The following is a 15,154-nucleotide window of genomic DNA, read 5'->3' on the forward strand; positions in this document are numbered from 1 at the left end:
TCACGTGTCGAGCCACTCATTTTTGGCTCGCGGTTTGTGAGAGATCGAGGAACTCATTGACGCCCATCTTGACGTTCGTGAGCTTCTGCGAAGAACCCGTGAGGTTGTTGATCTCATGCAGGAAGATCCACGGAGCGTCTGCCCAGGCGACCTCCTGGGCCTTCCGCGCAGCCTCGTCCCGCTCTTGCTCGTTATCGACCGTGGCGAGCATCTTGTTGTAATGAACGTCAAACTCGTCGTTACGATAACGGGACACCGCGCTGACGATGTTCCGCCACGATCCCTCGAATCCTCCGAGGGCGTGGCTCGCGTCGACGATGCTGGTTCCGAAAGCGAACGAGTTCAGCGTTGCAGTCTTGATCGATTCGGTGTCTTGAAGGCCGGAGAAGTAGCTGTTGTAGTCAACGACTTTCAAACCAACGTCTACTCCAACTTTCTTCAGATACTCCTGCACCGCCTCGCAAGTGGAACGATCACCGACGAACATTCCATCCGTGGCGCTGATCTCCAGCTTCAGGGTTTTACCGTCTTTCTTGAGCAAGCCGTCGGTATCCTGTACCCACCCAGCCTCGCCGAACAGCTTCTTCGCATGTTCGGGGTCGTAGCTGTATGGCGTTTGTTCGGCAAATCCGGGGATCTGCTTGGGCATGACCGACGTCGAGATCGTCGCCAGCCCCTGCAGCGCGGTGTCGACGATCGCTTGCTTGTCGACCGCATAATTGAGAGCCTGCCGAACGCGAACATCCTGGAGTTCGGGGAGCTGGCAGTTGATGCCAATGAAGTACATTCGTACGCTCGGGCTGCTGTCCATCCGGAGTGACGACTGCTTTTCGATCGTCTTCACCAGGTTTGCGGGGACGTTGAGGATGACCTGTGAGCCACCACTTTGAAGCGAAGACACACGCCCCTGGTCGGAAGGCATGGACACGGCCTTCAACTTTTTCAATTGCCATGCCGGCCCCCAGTAGTCTTTGAACCTTTCCAACTCCAGGCTCTGGCTCGGGACGAACTTCGTCATCTTGAATGGCCCAGTCCCGACGGCGTGCTGACCGACGCCGTCACCAAACTCCCTAATCGCCTCGCCACTGTGCATCCATGTCGCGTAGTAGCTCATCCACCGAATGAACCCCGAGTGTGGATACTTCGTTCGAATCTCGAGCGTCAGTGGATCGACGCTCGTGATCTGCTCGATGAAACCGAAACCCTGTGCCCGCGGAAAGTAGTCCGGACGGCTGAGGTACCGATCCAAGTTCACCTTCGCCACACCTGCGTTCCACGGCGAGTCGTCATGGAACTTGACTCCGTCACGAAGTTTCATGGTCCAAGTCAGCCCGTCCGATGCGACATCCCACTTCTCCGCAAGGGCAGGCAACACACTGCCGTCGGTGTCGAGCCGAACAAATGACTCGAGCAAGGGGACGACTGCCGCAGCGGCGGACGTCGAGTTGATGAGGGGTGGATCAAGGGTAGTAATCGGCGTGGGGATGGCCAAAGTCAAACTGTCAACCTTCGCGCCGCCCTGAGTGGGAGCACAGCCCGCAAGCAGCGGGCCTCCCAGGACTACACCCCCAACCAGCACCGCGCCGGTGGTCACAAACCGCCGACGGTCGAACGATAGATCTAAAACACTCTCGACTGGGGACATCGATTATCTCTTCTCTGAGTTAACTGCTGCCAATACCGATGGGACTCGATTGCTTTCTCTTCCCGCGACGATCTGAGGTGCCTCTAAGTAGCTGTACGAGCCACAATCAGCCGCTGTTGCGCTGGAGGGAATGCTTGTTCCGTTTATGCGATGCTAGCGCACCCGTCTTTTAACTGTCAATAGAAATATGAGAGCTGTATCGAAACTCCGGAACACCCCACGGCGGACGCGGGTGCCCTGGGTCGTTCGCGTGCGACCTCAATGTCTGGTATGCCTGAAAAGGTGTGACCGCAACCCGTCCAGAGACAACACCACACTGCCGGGCGCTGCCTACACTGCTTCGTCGTACCGGTCGAGAACGCTCGACGTCGACAAAAGACAGGCAGTCTGGGAAATTCATTTCAGCGCTCAGCGCAAGCCACATGGGCATCCCGCGCGCGCCTCAACCAGCGAAAGAGAACGATATTTTGACGAATCCAGGCAACAGGTCAACGCGATACGCAGAAGGACTGAGAGTCTTTAAAGAGGTTGTCGGGGACAGCGCTGACCGCACTATTTCACGCATCGAAGAGACATCTCCGGATGTCGCGCATCACCTCATAGCCTTCGGCTTCGGCGACATCTACGCTCGACCCGGTCTTGCTCCCAAGCAGCGCCAATTGGTGACTTTAGGGATGCTCACCGCTCTGGGTGGCTGTGAAGCAGAACTTCATTTCCACATCAAAGCATCGCTCAGAGTGGGGGTGACGCCCGAAGAGATATTAGAAGTGTTCTTGCAATCCGCTGTCTACTGCGGATTCCCGAAAGTTTTGAACGCGCTGGCCGAGGCGACAAAAATCTTCGCCTCGCAGGGCATTCAGCCCTCCAACCGAGAAGAAGAGGCAGAGCCCTGAAAGTTCTACGCTAACTGTCTTGTGGTCTTCCACCCAGCTCGTTCGTAAGGTTCGCCGCCGCTGTCACCACCAACTGCGCAAGCTCATCCCCTTGATTTTCGTTAAAACGGAACACTGGGATGGTCATAAACAAGTCACCGATCACCTGTCGCCCATTGAACACGGGGGCAGCGATTCCTACAGCACCAGGAGTGTTCCAGCCCTGAGTACAGGAATACCCTTTTTGACGAACCTCCTCCAGCGTCTCCTCCAGCCGCTCCCGGCGCAGCCATGGAGTCCGCTCGGTCGCAACGCTGTCTGCCTTCGCGAGAATTCCGTCTCGTTCTTCAGTGGGAAGAAAAGCCAAGATGGCAAGGCCGCTCGCGGCACGAAAAACGTCTAACCACCGATCCCGTTCAATGTGATAACGAAGTGGGTGGGTCGACGGAATCGCCTTGGCCACGAACATCTGTTGCCGTTCCCGCTCGTAAAGGCCGAGAAAGACTGCCTCATTGGAATTCGCGGTAATGGATCGCATGTGAGCATCGGCGACATCGGCAACATTGAACTTCGCGCTGGCCAACTGTCCCAATCGCAAAAGTTCCAACCCGAGAGTGTAATGGCTGGTTTCGGGCTCTTTACGAACCAAACTCTCCGCGGTCAGCTGAGAGAGGGTGCGGAAAACCGTGCTCGGCTGCATGCCCAGTGAAGAAGCAATCTCCCTTACACCCAACGGGCCGCCGTCGTGCTCGCCGATAAAGCGCAGGATCCGCAGCGCTCTCGCTATCGGATCACGACCCATGGGCTCCTGGGGATCACGCTTGGCTTGTTCCGTCACCGCATAAGAATGCTGTAATTCACTGAGGTTATCAACTTCGTCTCATGAAGCGGCCGTGGTTTCGGCGGTTTCCCCTCCCCAAGCACGCGCTAAATCACGCTTCGGGTTTTCTCATACTCTGTTCGCCCGGCCTTGCCCACGCCCTCTTCGACCGCAGGCAACTCCGGTCAGCGTACGGAGCGAGCACCCCATTCTTTGGCAAGGGGACTGTACCTGGGATATAAGTAAGCAGTGTGACCCTGACCGTGACAACTGCCGCACCGCGGGCATGCTGTGGTTAATTGTGATCTCGAAGAGAAAGCAGGGCGACTATGCGCGCAATGGTAATAAATGAAACCGGTGCTCCGGAGGTGTTCCACTCAGCCGAGCTTCCAAAACCACCCAAAGTCGCAGCAGAATTAATGGTGAAAGTCGTCGCGGCGAGCATCAACCCGGTCGATGCGAAAATGCGCGCGGGCAAGTCCGCATCGGCTGCCCAACCCGCCTATCCCGCTGTTCTCGGACATGACTTCAGCGGGGTCGTGGTCGAGTCGCCCTACGAGTTCTGCCCGCTGCAGCCGGGCGATGAGGTCTTCGGAATGGTACAGGTGCCCCGCTACCAGGGCAGCTTTGCCGAGTTCCTGGTTGTCTCCACACTAAACGTCGCCAGGAAGCCCACTGAGCTCAGCCACGTCGAGGCGGCTGCTGTACCGCTCGCCGCACTTACCGCCTGGGGTGTCGTGGTCGACGCCGCACAAGCGCACAAGGGCCAGCGCGTTCTAATCCACGCCGGCGCGGGCGGTGTCGGGCACTTCGCAGTGCAGTTCGCCGCGCACTTCGGTGCGGAGGTCATCGCGACCGGCTCCGCGCATAACGCCGAATGGCTGCGCGAGCTCGGCGCCTCCGCGGTCATCGACTACACCACGACCCGTTTCGAGGATGTCGTGCACGACGTCGACGTAGTCATCGACCTGATCGGGAACGTCCACGACAACACGGGAACCCGCTCGCTCCGGACCCTGCGACCCGGCGGCCTCATCGTGAATATCCCCACCGGTAGCTGGCCCGGCTTCATAGCGGATGCCGCTGCCGCAGGTATGCAGGCCACCCACTTCAAGCTGGCCCCCGACGGTCGTGTGCTCGAAGGCATCGCGCAACTGCTCGACTCCGGCGACATCCGGGTGCACATCGACCGGGTGTTCGAACTGGACCGGATCGCGGAGGCCAACCACCTGCTCGAGGAAGGTCACACGCGCGGCAAGATCGTGCTGAGGGTCGCCGAGGGTTGAGAGAGTGTCACCCTGCCGAACGGCGGGGCGACATCGCAACTCAGCATCCCCGTGACCGGACAGCCCGCCCACTAGCATTCGGGCATGCGAATCCTCTTTGCCCTGCTGCGTCTCGCGGTCGCTGGCCTTTCCGGAGCGGCGATCACCGCGACATTCCTCGACACCGCGGCCAGGGTGACAATCAACCCTTTCAACTTCTTCGGCTTCTTCACGGTGCAGAGCAATATCTTCACGGCGGTCGTACTCTTCATCGTCGCACTCGTGGGGCTCTCCGGACGACGCAGGTCGGCCGGGCTGAATCTCGCCTTCGCCGCAGCCACCACATACATCGTGATCGTGGGAATCGTCTACAACACCCTGCTCACCGGTCAGGCCGGGGGAATCGACACCCCCTGGGCCAACACCGTGCTGCACGTGATCGCGCCTCTCTACGTCGCGATCGACTGGCTGCTGTTCGGCGATCGCCTGCGGTTGGCGGTCAAACGCCTCTGGACGATCCTGGTGTACCCGATCGTCTGGCTCGTGGTCGTCATCATTCGGGGAGCGACCGACGGATGGGTGCCTTACCCGTTCCTGGATCCCGCGAACGGCTACGGCAGTGTCGCGGTCTACTGCGTGATCATCGCGATCGCGTTCGCCGTGGTCGGTTGGCTGGTGCTCTGGTACAGCCGGGTGCGCGTTCTCAAGCCTTAGAAGACGAGCTCGCGCACGTAGTCGTCTTCGCGTCTGCCGCCGAGCTCGAAGCCCTTCGTGCCGACGATCACAAAGCCGTGCTTCTCATAGAACCGGTTCGCCCTGCCATTGAGCTGGTTCACCCCGAGCCACACGCCCGCTGACCCGCGCTCGCGCGCGACCGCGAGGGTGGCAGTCATCAGCGTCCCGCTGACTCCTGCGCCGTGCTGGTCCTGCAGCACGTAGAACTTGCTCAGCTCGGCGATCGGATGCGCGGTCACGGCGGCCACGACGTCCGCATCCGCTGGCCCGGTGAAGACCAGCATCGTGTAGCCGACCGGACTGCCGTCGACCTCGGCCACGAGCAGCGTTCTGGTCGGATCCGCGAGGTAACCGTCGAAGCTGGTTTCGGAGAGGGTGGTCGCGAGGAAGTCCGCGATCGCCTCTTCGGTGGTGCCGGGAGGGCAGGCCAGGCGGAAGGTGGCCGCCGCCAGCTCGTGCAGGCGACCCGCCTCATCCGGAGTCGCTTCGCGCACAGTCGTGGTCATGATGCACTTCCGTTTCGGGGTCGATTGGTTGGGGCGGATGCAGAAAGGGCCCGCAGATGCGGGCCCTTTCTGATGAGTGCAGTGCTGCTTAGAGCGCGTTCACGTCCAGGGGGATGCCGGGACCGAAGGTGGTCGCTACGGTGCCCTTCAGCACGTAGCGGCCCTTCGAGGAGCTCGGCTTGGAACGCTGGATCTCGTCGAGCGCGGCCGTGATGTTCTCCTCGAGCTGCGTGGCCTCGAAACCGGCCTTGCCCACGATGATGTGCACGTTGGAGTGCTTGTCGACGCGGAACTCGATCTTTCCGCCCTTGATCTCGGAGACGGCCTTCGCGGTGTCCGTGGTCACGGTTCCGGTCTTCGGGTTCGGCATGAGGCCACGCGGACCGAGCACCTTACCGAGACGACCGACCTTGCCCATGAGCTCGGGGGTCGACACAGCGGAGTCGAACGCGGTGTAGCCCGCGGCGACCTTCTCGATCAGCTCGTCGCCGCCGACCTCGTCAGCGCCCGCCGCGATTGCGGCCTCCGCTGCCGGACCGGTTGCGAACACGATGACGCGAGCGGTCTTGCCCGTGCCGTGCGGCAGGATGACGGTGCCGCGCACCATCTGGTCGGCCTTGCGCGGGTCGACACCGAGCTTCAGCGCGACCTCGACGGTCGAGTTGAACTTCTTGGAGCCGGTCTCGCGCGCGAGCCCAACGGCCTCGGCCGGGGTGTAGAACTTGCCCTCTTCGAGCTTGTCTGCGGCGGCCCTGTAAGCCTTCGACTTCTTAGCCATTATGCGTCCACCGTGATTCCCATAGAGCGGGCGGTGCCCGCGATGATCTTCTCTGCGGCGTCGACGTCGTTCGCGTTGAGGTCGACCATCTTCTGCTCGGCGATGGAGCGCAGCTGCTCCCGGGAGATCTTGCCCACCTTGGTGGTGTGCGGAACGCCGGAGCCCTTGGCCACGCCAGCGGCCTTCTTAATGAGCTCCGCAGCCGGCGGGGTCTTCAGGATGAAGGTGAACGAGCGGTCTTCGTAGACGGTGATCTCCACCGGGATGACGTTGCCGCGCTGCGACTCCGTGGCCGCGTTGTACGCCTTGCAGAACTCCATGATGTTCACGCCGTGCTGACCCAGCGCAGGCCCGATGGGCGGTGCGGGGTTGGCGGCGCCGGCCTGGATCTGAAGCTTAATCAGACCCGTGACCTTCTTCTTCGGTGCCATTCTTTTCCTTACTTTCGTGCCATCCGGATGGATGACGCTCCCGACATCCGGGTTGGATGCGGTGATTTCTAATTGCGGCCGGGTCTCGATAAGGTCGCTGCGCGACCTACTCGACCAGCCTTATAGCTTCGTGACCTGCTCGAAGCTCAGCTCGACCGGAGTCTCGCGCTCGAACAGCGAGACGAGCACCGTGAGCTTACCGCTCTCCGGCTTGATCTCGCTGATCGTACCTGGCAGGCCCGCGAACGAGCCCTCCTTGATCGTGATGGTCTCGCCGATCTCGAAGTCGACTTCCTGCGGGATCGCGCGGCTGACGGCCTTGCCGCCCTTGGCGCCGGCCTTGACCGGGGCCTCCACGATCTGCACGAGGCTCTTCAGCATGTTGAAGGCCTCTTCGAAACGCAGCGGGGTGGGGTTGTGCGAGTTGCCGACGAAGCCGGTCACACCCGGGGTGTGACGGATGACCGACCAGCTGTCCTCGTTGAGATCCATGCGCACGAGCACGTAGCCGGGAATGCGCACCCGGTTGACGAGCTTGCGCTGGCCGTTCTTGATCTCGACGACGTCTTCCATCGGCACCTCGACCTGGAAGATGTAGTCCTCCATGGCCATGCTGACCTTGCGGTTCTCGATGTTCTGCTTGACGCGCTTCTCGAAGCCCGCGTAGGAGTGGATGACGTACCACTTGCCGAATGCAGCCTTGAGCTCAGCGCGGAACTCCGCGTAGGGGTCGACCGCCTCTTCGTCTTCTGCGGCAGCGTCATCCGCGGCGTTCTGCTCCGCGATCTCGCCGTTCAGCTCGGCCTCGAAGGCCTCCTCGTACGGAGCGACCTCGGGCTCGTCGCCGGCCTCTTCGGCCTCGACGGCGTCTTCCTCGTCGTCGGTCGCCTCGACGGAGGCTTCCGCCTCGTCTGCGGAGTCGACGTCGAGTGCGTCGTCGACCACGGCATCCGCCTCTGGATCGTTCGCCGCCTGGGCTGCGTCGAGTGCGGCGAGGAGATCCGCCTCCACGTCGTCGTCTTCGTCGCCCTCGTTCACGGTGTGAAGTGCGCGCTGCTCGGCGGGCTCGTCGGAGCGCTCGTCGGCGGCGAGGGAGTTACCCTCCTGCGCCTCGTCCTCCTCTGAGGACTGTTCCGCGGCAGTCGCGAGGTCGATGTCGTCGCGCTCTGAGTCAGACACTAAATTCTCTTCCATTTCCCGATGTTCCGAGCCGTGGGCCCGGCCAAGCTGTGCGTCGCGTTTGCGACCCTGGTTGTTACGACTAGTTGCCGAAGACGACGCCGACGCCGTATCCGAACAGGAGATCGAGTCCGGAGACGATGCCCATCATGATGATCACGAAGACCAGGACGACGGCGGTGTAGTTGAAGAGTTCGCGGCGGGTCGGAGTGACGACCTTCTTGAGCTCGACGATCACCTGGCGCAGAAACAGCATGACGCGAGCGATCGGGCCGCGACTGCGCGCGCGATCGGTCTTGGCGTTGGCGACGATGTCCTCACCGGGCTCGTCGATAACGTTTTTCGCCACTGTCACTACCTTCCGGACACAGGCCCGATGATCCGAGAATCACCTGGCCATTCACTCTTACGGGCACTCTGCCCGGATCGAGTTGCAGGGCGGACAGGACTCGAACCTGCAACCTGCGGTTTTGGAGACCGCTGCTCTACCAATTGAGCCACCGCCCTTCGGAGCTAAAACGCATAGCTTCGCACACTGCATTCTGAGGGTATTTGCCAGAAAAAGGCATGCAAAAGTATGGCAGTTTTCAACTACCTCGACCCAGTCTAGGTCAGCGGATGCGGGCTGTAAAGCTGGGTGGCGTTTTCCGCGAGTTGCCCACTTGCGCCCCTTTTTTGGGCAAATTCGGCGCATCTTGGGGCGCAAGTGGGCAACTCGCGGGAGGACGAGGGCGGGATGTGGATGGTTTGCACGGGGAGGAGGCCGCGCACGGCAGTCTGTGGCCATGCCTCGAACCGCGCTGCCGCATCCGCTCGCCTCTGGGCCGTTCAGAAATCGAGACGCCACTGCCCACGGAATCAGCCCGAAACGGCTGCGTGGCGCCGACCTCGACCGGTCGATCTGGGGTGTGCGCCGTCTACCTGCGCCCGGCGAGGTCGAGCTCCTGGAGAAGTGCAGGTCGTTCGCCGCGCGGATGCCCGAGGGCGCGTTCTTCAGCCACGTCACGGCCGCACTGCTCCTGGGCGTGCCGCTGCCGTACCGCCTGGAGCGCGAAACTCGGGTTCACATCGGGGTAGCGGCACCCGACCGAGCTCCGCACGCCAGCGGCATCCTCGGGCACCGGCTCGATCTACTGCCCGACCACCTCGCCTCGACGTGGGGTCTCATCCACACCTCGCCAGCCCGCACCTGGTGTGATTTGGCGAGCCTGCTCACCCTGCACGAACTCGTGGCGGCGGGCGATTTTCTCATCCACTGGAGGCTGCCGCACACGACGATCTCGGAGCTGCAGCGCGTGAGCAATACCTTTGTCGGGCGGCGCGGCATGAAGGTCATCCGGATCGCGCTGCCGCTGCTGGGCGACAGGTCGGAATCACCGCCGGAGTCCACGCTGCGCGTCATCGTCGTGCAGGCCGGCCTGCCGCATCCACGGATCAATCACGTGATCGTGATGACCGAGGATGGTTCGGTCGTGCGCACGGACCTCGCGTTCGACGCGCAGAAGGTGCTGATCGAGTATCAGGGCGACTATCACCGCACAAAGACCGATCAGTGGCGCAAGGACATGACCCGCCGATCCCGGCTGGAGGCGCAGGGCTGGCTCGTGATCGAACTGAACGCGAACGATCTCAGGGACCCGGATGAGCTGGTCGCCCGCATCCGCCTGTTCTTGGCCCGTCGCGGTTGGCGCGGGTAGGGGCGCGCCCGCGCCCCAGATACATCCGCGAGTTGCCCAGTTATGCCCTTAAATCGGCCCAAAATGCCCGAATTTGGGGCATAAGTGGGCAACTCGCGGAAATGGGAGAGGAGAATGCGCGGGGCGGGACGGCGAGAGCTACCGGGTGCAGAGGCAGAGAGTTACAACAGCTTGCGCTCCAGGGCCCACGCGGTGAGCTCGTGGCGGGAGGAGAGCTGCAGCTTGCGCAGCACCGCCGAGACGTGGGATTCCACGGTCTTGATCGAGATGAACAGCTCGCTCGCCACCTCTTTATAGGCGTAGCCGCGGGCGATCAGGCGCATGACCTCGCGCTCCCTGGCGGAGAGGCGATCGAGCTCTTCGCTCGACTCGGCCTGCTCTCCGGCGGCGGCACCGAAGGCATCCAACACGAATCCGGCGAGACGGGGCGAGAACACGGCGTCCCCGGCGGAGACAGCCGCGACGGCGCGCGACACCTCGGCCCCGGAGCTGCCCTTGGTGAGGTAGCCGCGAGCGCCCGCACGGATGACGCCGACGACATCCTCCGCGGAGTCCGAGACGCTGAGGGCGAGAAAGCGGGTCACGTCGAGGAGTGCCGCGCTGCGGCGGACCACCTCGGTCCCGCCGCCACCCGCGCCGCCGGGGAGGTGCACGTCGAGCAAGACGACCTCGGGGCGCAACTCGGCGATGCGCGCGACGGCCGAGTCGACATCCGCCGCCTCGCCCAGCACCTCGACACTCTCGTCGAGGTCGGCGCGCAGCCCGGAGCGAAAGATCGAATGGTCGTCGACGATGAGCACGCTCGTCATGCCGCTTCTCCCGTCTGGTTGTCCAGGTGCAGGTGCACCTCGGTGCCGACGCCGCCGATGCCGGGGCCGACGGTCGCGGTGCCGCCCGCCCGCGTCATCCGCCCGACGATCGACTCTCGGATGCCGAGCCGGTCATCCGGAAGCGTCGCCAGGTCGACACCGGGGCCACGATCCCGAATGTACACGTCGGCCGCGGACGCAGACAGCTCGACGTAGACGGACACCTCGCCGCCGGCGTGACGCGCGGCGTTCACCATGGCCTCGCGGGCCGCGGCTACCAGGGCGGCACTCGGCGCTCCGGACGACTCCCCCGCGGTGACGATGTCGATGCGCGCGGGGTAGTCGAGCTCGATCGCGGCCGCGGCATCGCGCAGTTCCGTCGCCAGGTCATCCCCCACGGTCGCCGTTCCAGCGAACAGCCAGTCGCGCAGTTCGCGCTCCTGGGCCCTGGCGATGCGGGCCACCTCGCTCGAGGCGCCCGCCCGGTTCTGGATGAGCGCGAGAGTCTGCAGCACGGAGTCGTGCAGGTGCGCGGCGATCTCCGCGCGCTGTTCCTCCCGCACCCGCGCGGCCCTCTCACCGAGCAGCTTCGTCCACAGCTGCACGACGTACGGCGCGACCAGGATGCCCACCCCCAGCACGAGCATGACGACGGCGATGATGACCACGGCTGGCGGCACCGCCGTGGAACTCACCCCGTTCACGTTCGAGCCGGGCGGCTGCGAACCACGGAACACCACGAGCCCGCCGACGAGGATCAACAGCCCGGCCGCGGCGGAGCGGATCGTCACGCCATAGGCCCGCGAGCGCGCGGGATCCGCGCGATCGAAGCCGAGGCTCCAGGCGACCGCGGCAGCGAGCAGCAGGGTCATCACCGCGCTGACCGGCAGAATCGAGGGGTCGTTCCAGGAGTTCGCGACGACCGCAGCGGCGATGGCGCCGACGCCAAGCAGGATCGCGGCGACCGGGACGCGCCTGTGAACCGCGACAGGTTCATCCGCCCGCGCCTCGTCCATGGGAGTGAGAGCCCAGAGCCAGAGATAGAGGAGCGCGCCTGCGCCACCGCACAGCGCGAGAATTACCATGACGACGCGCACCCTGCGCTCGGTCCAGCCGAGGTGCGTCGCGAGCCCCGCGCAGACGCCACCGACGGCCGCGCGACGCGGGCGCGTGAGACGAGTGGTGAGAGCGGTCACCGTTGAATCCAAGCAGACCCGGATGTGTGACGCAGGGTTCCGGGGAACTATTCAGGGTGCGCTCAGGGTAGACCCTCATAGCGAGCGGTGCGCCCATCCGCCAGCATCGAAGCATGGCAACTCCGACACCACCGACTCCCCCGGCCTCCGCGCCGGACTCGAACCGATTCTTCGACTGGATGCGCGCACTGCGCGTCCCGCGCCAGCACGGCTGGGTCGGCGGCGTCTGCGCCGGCGTGGCCCAGCGGCTCGATATCGACCCGATCATCGTCCGAGGCATCGCGGTGGTCGTCGCCGTCCTCGGCGGGCCCGCGTTCCTCCTCTACGCCGCGGCCTGGCTGCTGCTGCCCGACGCCGACGACCGCATCCACCTCGAGCGACTGACCAAGGGTGACTTCGATCCGGCGAACGTCGGCATCGGCGCGCTCGTCGTGCTGTCGCTGCTGCCGGTCACTCAGGGGTTCTGGTTCCTCGGCGCGAGCTACTGGAGCGAGCCGTACTGGACCGGCTCGATCGGCCGAGCACTGTGGACGATCCTGCTGCTTGCCGCCGCGGTCGTCGCGATCATCTGGGCGGCACGGCGGTCCCGGCGGTCGTCGAGTGAGCCCACGGTGACACCGGCGACGACGGATGACCGGCCCGAGACGGTGCCGCAGCCGCAGGCCGCAGCCTCAGCGGCCTCGGCATCCGCAGCGTTCGTCGCCTCGGCGGACGGCGGGACGGTCGCGGCAGACGGGTCATCCGCGGGCTCGGCGACGAATGCGAGCGGCACGGCAGACCCCGCCACGCCACCACGGGCTCCCGTCCAGCCCGGCGCGGACGCGACTCCGGAGGATCTCGCCGCCTGGCGCGAGCAACAGGAGCACTGGAGAACCGAACATGCCGCCTGGAAGCAACAGCAGGCGGCATCCGCTCGTGAACTGCGCGACCAGCGCGCCGCGGAGAGCCACGCGCGCGCGATGGCGAACGCAGCCGCCGCGGACGAGCGCAGGCGGCTACGTCGGCTGACGAACCCCCGGGTCACCGGCAGCCACGTGGTGATCACGCTCGGCGCCGCGCTGCTCGTAGGCGGGATCGCGGCCATTCTGAGCCAGTCCGGCGGCGACTGGAACGGGTACGGTGTCACGGTCGGCCTCGCCGCGGCGACCATCGTGGTCGCCCTGAGCGCGATCATCGCCGGGCTGTTCCGGCGCCGCAGCGGATTCCTCGGCTTCGTTGCGCTCCTGCTGGTGGCGAGCACGGTGACCGCGTCGTTCATTCCGCCCGATCGCACTCTTGCTTATGCGAACGGAAGCGCCGTGATTGAGAACGGCGGTCGTTACGCTCAGCTTGCGGGCAACTTCAACATCTACTCGCCCAATGACTCGGCTCTCGCACGCACCGGCACCCTCGATCTGTGGCAAGGCGTGGGCGACGTGTACATTACGGTGCCGACAGGGATGACCGTGCGAGTCGTCGCAAATCTCGGTTCGGCAACTCTCGAGCAGTCCCGCTACGAGAAAGCCAAGAAGACCAACGCGAGCGACGACGACAGCTGGAACTACGTGGCCGTACCGACCTCGCACACGCGAACGGCGGATGGCCGGTACGACTACGACGTCACCGTGGGTTCGGGCACTCCCAGCTATACCGTGCACATCTGGCAGGGACAAGGTCGGGTGCAGGTCGAACAACAACAGCCTGAAGAGACGGGAGTGACCCAGTGAGTACAGATAACACGACGCCGTCGAAGCCCGAGGGCACAGCGGAAACCGCCGAGGCGCCGACCTTGCCGCTGACAGAACAGGTGGCACAGACCGCGACCGAACCGCGCGTGCCGCGCCCGCGCATCCGCTGGGGTGCGATCGCGTGGGGGCTGCTCGTCGGCACGATCGCGGTGGCGACCCTCGCCATCACGCGCACGGCCGCCGTTCGCGAGGACTTCGCGCTCTGGCTGACGCAGCTCACCCCGGGTGGAATCTGGTTGATCGTCGTGCTAGCCGCGGGCGGTATCCTGCTGCTGCTCGGCCTGCTGGCGGCCGTCCGCCGAGCCCAGCGCGCAGCCTGAACATGTGCCCGGCGCGCGGCCTGCAGCGGCCAGCGCGCCGGGCTGCGCCGCTAGTTGTTGCTGAAGGCGGCGTCGAAGGAGTTCTCGGGCAGCTTCCACAGCAGCGAGCGCACGAAGGCGAGGGCCTCGGGCGCGCCGTGCAGGCGATCCATGCCGGCGTCCTCCCACTCGACCGAGATCGGGCCGGTGTAGCCGATTGACTCGAGCGCACGGAAGGCGTCTTCCCACGGCACGTCACCGTGGCCGGTCGAGACGAAGTCCCAGCCGCGGCGCGGGTCGCCCCAGGGCAGGTGCGAGCCGAGCACGCCGGCGCGACCCTGCTTCGGCCGCAGCCGGGTGTCCTTGCAGTCGACGTGGTAGATGCGGTCGGCGAAGTCGACGATGAATCCGACGGGGTCGATGTTCTGCCACATCATGTGGCTCGGGTCCCAGTTGAAGCCGAACGCCTCGCGGTGGTCGATCGCCTCGAGCGTGCGCACGCTCGTCCAGTAGTCGTAGGCGATCTCGCTCGGGTGCACCTCATGAGCGAACCGCACGCCCTCGCCGTCGAATACGTCGAGGATGGGGTTCCAGCGGGTGGCGAAGTCCTCGTAGCCCGCGTCGAAAACGGACTGCGGCACGGGCGGGAACTGCGCAACGAACGGCCAGATCTTCGACCCCGTGAAGCCGATCACGACATCCACGCCCAGCTTGCGGGCGACGCGCGCCGCTCGCTTCATGTCTTCCGCGGCGCGCTGGCGCACGCCCTCCGGGTCGCCATCGCCCCAGGTCGACGGGCGCACGATCGCCTTGTGCCGGAAGTCGATCGGGTCGTCGCAGACGGCCTGCCCGGTGAGGTGGTTCGAGATCGCGAAGACCGTGAGGTTGTTGCGCTCGAGAATCTCGAGCCGGGTCTTCAGGTAGGCGTCGTCCTGGTCGGCGCGCTCGAGGTCGAGATGGTCGCCGCCCGCGCCGATCTCCAGTCCGTCGTAGCCCCAGTCTCCGGCGAGCTTGGCGACCTCCTCGAAGGGCAGGTCGGCCCACTGGCCTGTGAAAAGTGTCACGGGGTGCGTTGCTTCGGTCATTGTTGTACCTTCCTGCTGCGGTTCTCGTCGTCGAGCGCCGTGCTGCGAGACGCGCAACCAGCCTAACGATCCTCGCCGTTCGGCGGCATCCTCCCGTCTTCCGCCCCGAA

At 64.4% G+C, this 15,154-nt stretch carries 16 protein-coding genes and 1 tRNA gene; 6 read left to right on the plus strand and 11 right to left on the minus strand.

Annotated features, from left to right (window positions below; genetic code table 11):
- Positions 1-16: 16 nt before the first annotated feature.
- The gene (locus ABUA28_RS07625; RefSeq protein ID WP_349903440.1) at positions 17-1,645 is read right to left on the minus strand and encodes an ABC transporter substrate-binding protein; all 1,629 of its coding nucleotides are present in this window, start codon (positions 1,643-1,645) and stop codon (positions 17-19) included.
- A gap of 422 nt (positions 1,646-2,067) precedes the next feature.
- Between ABUA28_RS07625 and ABUA28_RS07630 the strand changes: the two genes are divergently transcribed.
- Positions 2,068-2,538: a carboxymuconolactone decarboxylase family protein gene (locus ABUA28_RS07630; RefSeq protein ID WP_349903441.1), complete on the plus strand. Its 471-nt coding sequence runs from the start codon at positions 2,068-2,070 to the stop codon at positions 2,536-2,538.
- Positions 2,539-2,548: 10 nt separating this feature from the next.
- Here the strand turns inward: ABUA28_RS07630 and ABUA28_RS07635 are convergent, their stop codons facing one another.
- Positions 2,549-3,355, minus strand: coding sequence for an IclR family transcriptional regulator (locus ABUA28_RS07635; RefSeq protein ID WP_349903442.1), 807 nt, complete (start codon positions 3,353-3,355; stop codon positions 2,549-2,551).
- A gap of 401 nt (positions 3,356-3,756) precedes the next feature.
- Between ABUA28_RS07635 and ABUA28_RS07640 the strand changes: the two genes are divergently transcribed.
- Together ABUA28_RS07640 and ABUA28_RS07645 are read left to right on the plus strand one after the other, a co-directional pair.
- Positions 3,757-4,623 (plus strand): NADP-dependent oxidoreductase, encoded by an 867-nt coding sequence (locus ABUA28_RS07640; RefSeq protein WP_349903443.1) that lies wholly within the window; start codon positions 3,757-3,759, stop codon positions 4,621-4,623.
- An 84-nt stretch (positions 4,624-4,707) separates the two neighbouring features.
- On the plus strand, positions 4,708-5,316 hold the full coding sequence (locus ABUA28_RS07645; protein ID WP_349903444.1) for a Pr6Pr family membrane protein: 609 nt from the start codon (positions 4,708-4,710) through the stop codon (positions 5,314-5,316).
- On the opposite strand, the gene ABUA28_RS07650 is transcribed toward ABUA28_RS07645, so the two are convergent.
- From ABUA28_RS07650 to ABUA28_RS07675, 6 genes are all read right to left on the minus strand, one after another.
- Positions 5,313-5,843 (minus strand): GNAT family N-acetyltransferase, encoded by a 531-nt coding sequence (locus tag ABUA28_RS07650; protein ID WP_349903445.1) that lies wholly within the window; start codon positions 5,841-5,843, stop codon positions 5,313-5,315. The genes ABUA28_RS07645 and ABUA28_RS07650 overlap by 4 nt on opposite strands.
- 88 nt (positions 5,844-5,931) lie before the next feature.
- Positions 5,932-6,621: a 50S ribosomal protein L1 gene (gene rplA, locus ABUA28_RS07655; RefSeq protein ID WP_349903446.1), complete on the minus strand. Its 690-nt coding sequence runs from the start codon at positions 6,619-6,621 to the stop codon at positions 5,932-5,934.
- Complete coding sequence (rplK, locus tag ABUA28_RS07660) at positions 6,621-7,052, minus strand: 50S ribosomal protein L11 (RefSeq protein ID WP_349903447.1); 432 nt, start codon at positions 7,050-7,052, stop codon at positions 6,621-6,623. Before rplK ends, rplA begins: the two co-directional genes overlap by 1 nt.
- 120 nt (positions 7,053-7,172) lie before the next feature.
- Positions 7,173-8,231 (minus strand): transcription termination/antitermination protein NusG, encoded by a 1,059-nt coding sequence (gene nusG / locus ABUA28_RS07665; RefSeq protein ID WP_349903448.1) that lies wholly within the window; start codon positions 8,229-8,231, stop codon positions 7,173-7,175.
- 82 nt (positions 8,232-8,313) lie between these two features.
- Entirely contained in the window at positions 8,314-8,580 is a 267-nt protein-coding gene (gene secE, locus ABUA28_RS07670; protein WP_349903449.1) for a preprotein translocase subunit SecE, read from the minus strand.
- 85 nt (positions 8,581-8,665) lie between these two features.
- Positions 8,666-8,738 (minus strand) — tRNA-Trp (locus ABUA28_RS07675).
- 278 nt (positions 8,739-9,016) lie between these two features.
- Here ABUA28_RS07675 and ABUA28_RS07680 point away from each other — a divergent pair.
- The gene (locus tag ABUA28_RS07680) at positions 9,017-9,928 is read left to right on the plus strand and encodes a DUF559 domain-containing protein (RefSeq protein ID WP_349903450.1); all 912 of its coding nucleotides are present in this window, start codon (positions 9,017-9,019) and stop codon (positions 9,926-9,928) included.
- A gap of 161 nt (positions 9,929-10,089) precedes the next feature.
- On the opposite strand, the gene ABUA28_RS07685 is transcribed toward ABUA28_RS07680, so the two are convergent.
- The gene (locus ABUA28_RS07685; RefSeq protein ID WP_349903451.1) at positions 10,090-10,737 is read right to left on the minus strand and encodes a response regulator transcription factor; all 648 of its coding nucleotides are present in this window, start codon (positions 10,735-10,737) and stop codon (positions 10,090-10,092) included.
- Positions 10,734-11,933, minus strand: coding sequence for a PspC domain-containing protein (locus ABUA28_RS07690; RefSeq protein WP_349903452.1), 1,200 nt, complete (start codon positions 11,931-11,933; stop codon positions 10,734-10,736). The genes ABUA28_RS07685 and ABUA28_RS07690 overlap by 4 nt, the downstream gene beginning before the upstream one ends.
- A 113-nt stretch (positions 11,934-12,046) precedes the next feature.
- Between ABUA28_RS07690 and ABUA28_RS07695 the strand changes: the two genes are divergently transcribed.
- Positions 12,047-13,639, plus strand: coding sequence for a PspC domain-containing protein (locus ABUA28_RS07695; protein WP_349903453.1), 1,593 nt, complete (start codon positions 12,047-12,049; stop codon positions 13,637-13,639).
- Entirely contained in the window at positions 13,636-13,980 is a 345-nt protein-coding gene (locus ABUA28_RS07700; RefSeq protein WP_349903454.1) for a hypothetical protein, read from the plus strand. The genes ABUA28_RS07695 and ABUA28_RS07700 overlap by 4 nt, the downstream gene beginning before the upstream one ends.
- A gap of 50 nt (positions 13,981-14,030) precedes the next feature.
- Here ABUA28_RS07700 and ABUA28_RS07705 read toward each other — a convergent pair whose 3' ends face one another.
- Positions 14,031-15,044 carry a sugar phosphate isomerase/epimerase family protein gene (locus ABUA28_RS07705; RefSeq protein ID WP_349903455.1) on the minus strand — a complete coding sequence of 338 codons (1,014 nt, stop codon included), beginning with the start codon at positions 15,042-15,044 and terminating at the stop codon, positions 14,031-14,033.
- Between the last annotated feature and the right edge of the window lie 110 nt (positions 15,045-15,154).

Source organism: Parafrigoribacterium humi, assembly GCF_040227205.1.
Classification (GTDB): Bacteria; Actinomycetota; Actinomycetes; order Actinomycetales; family Microbacteriaceae; genus Parafrigoribacterium_A; species Parafrigoribacterium_A humi.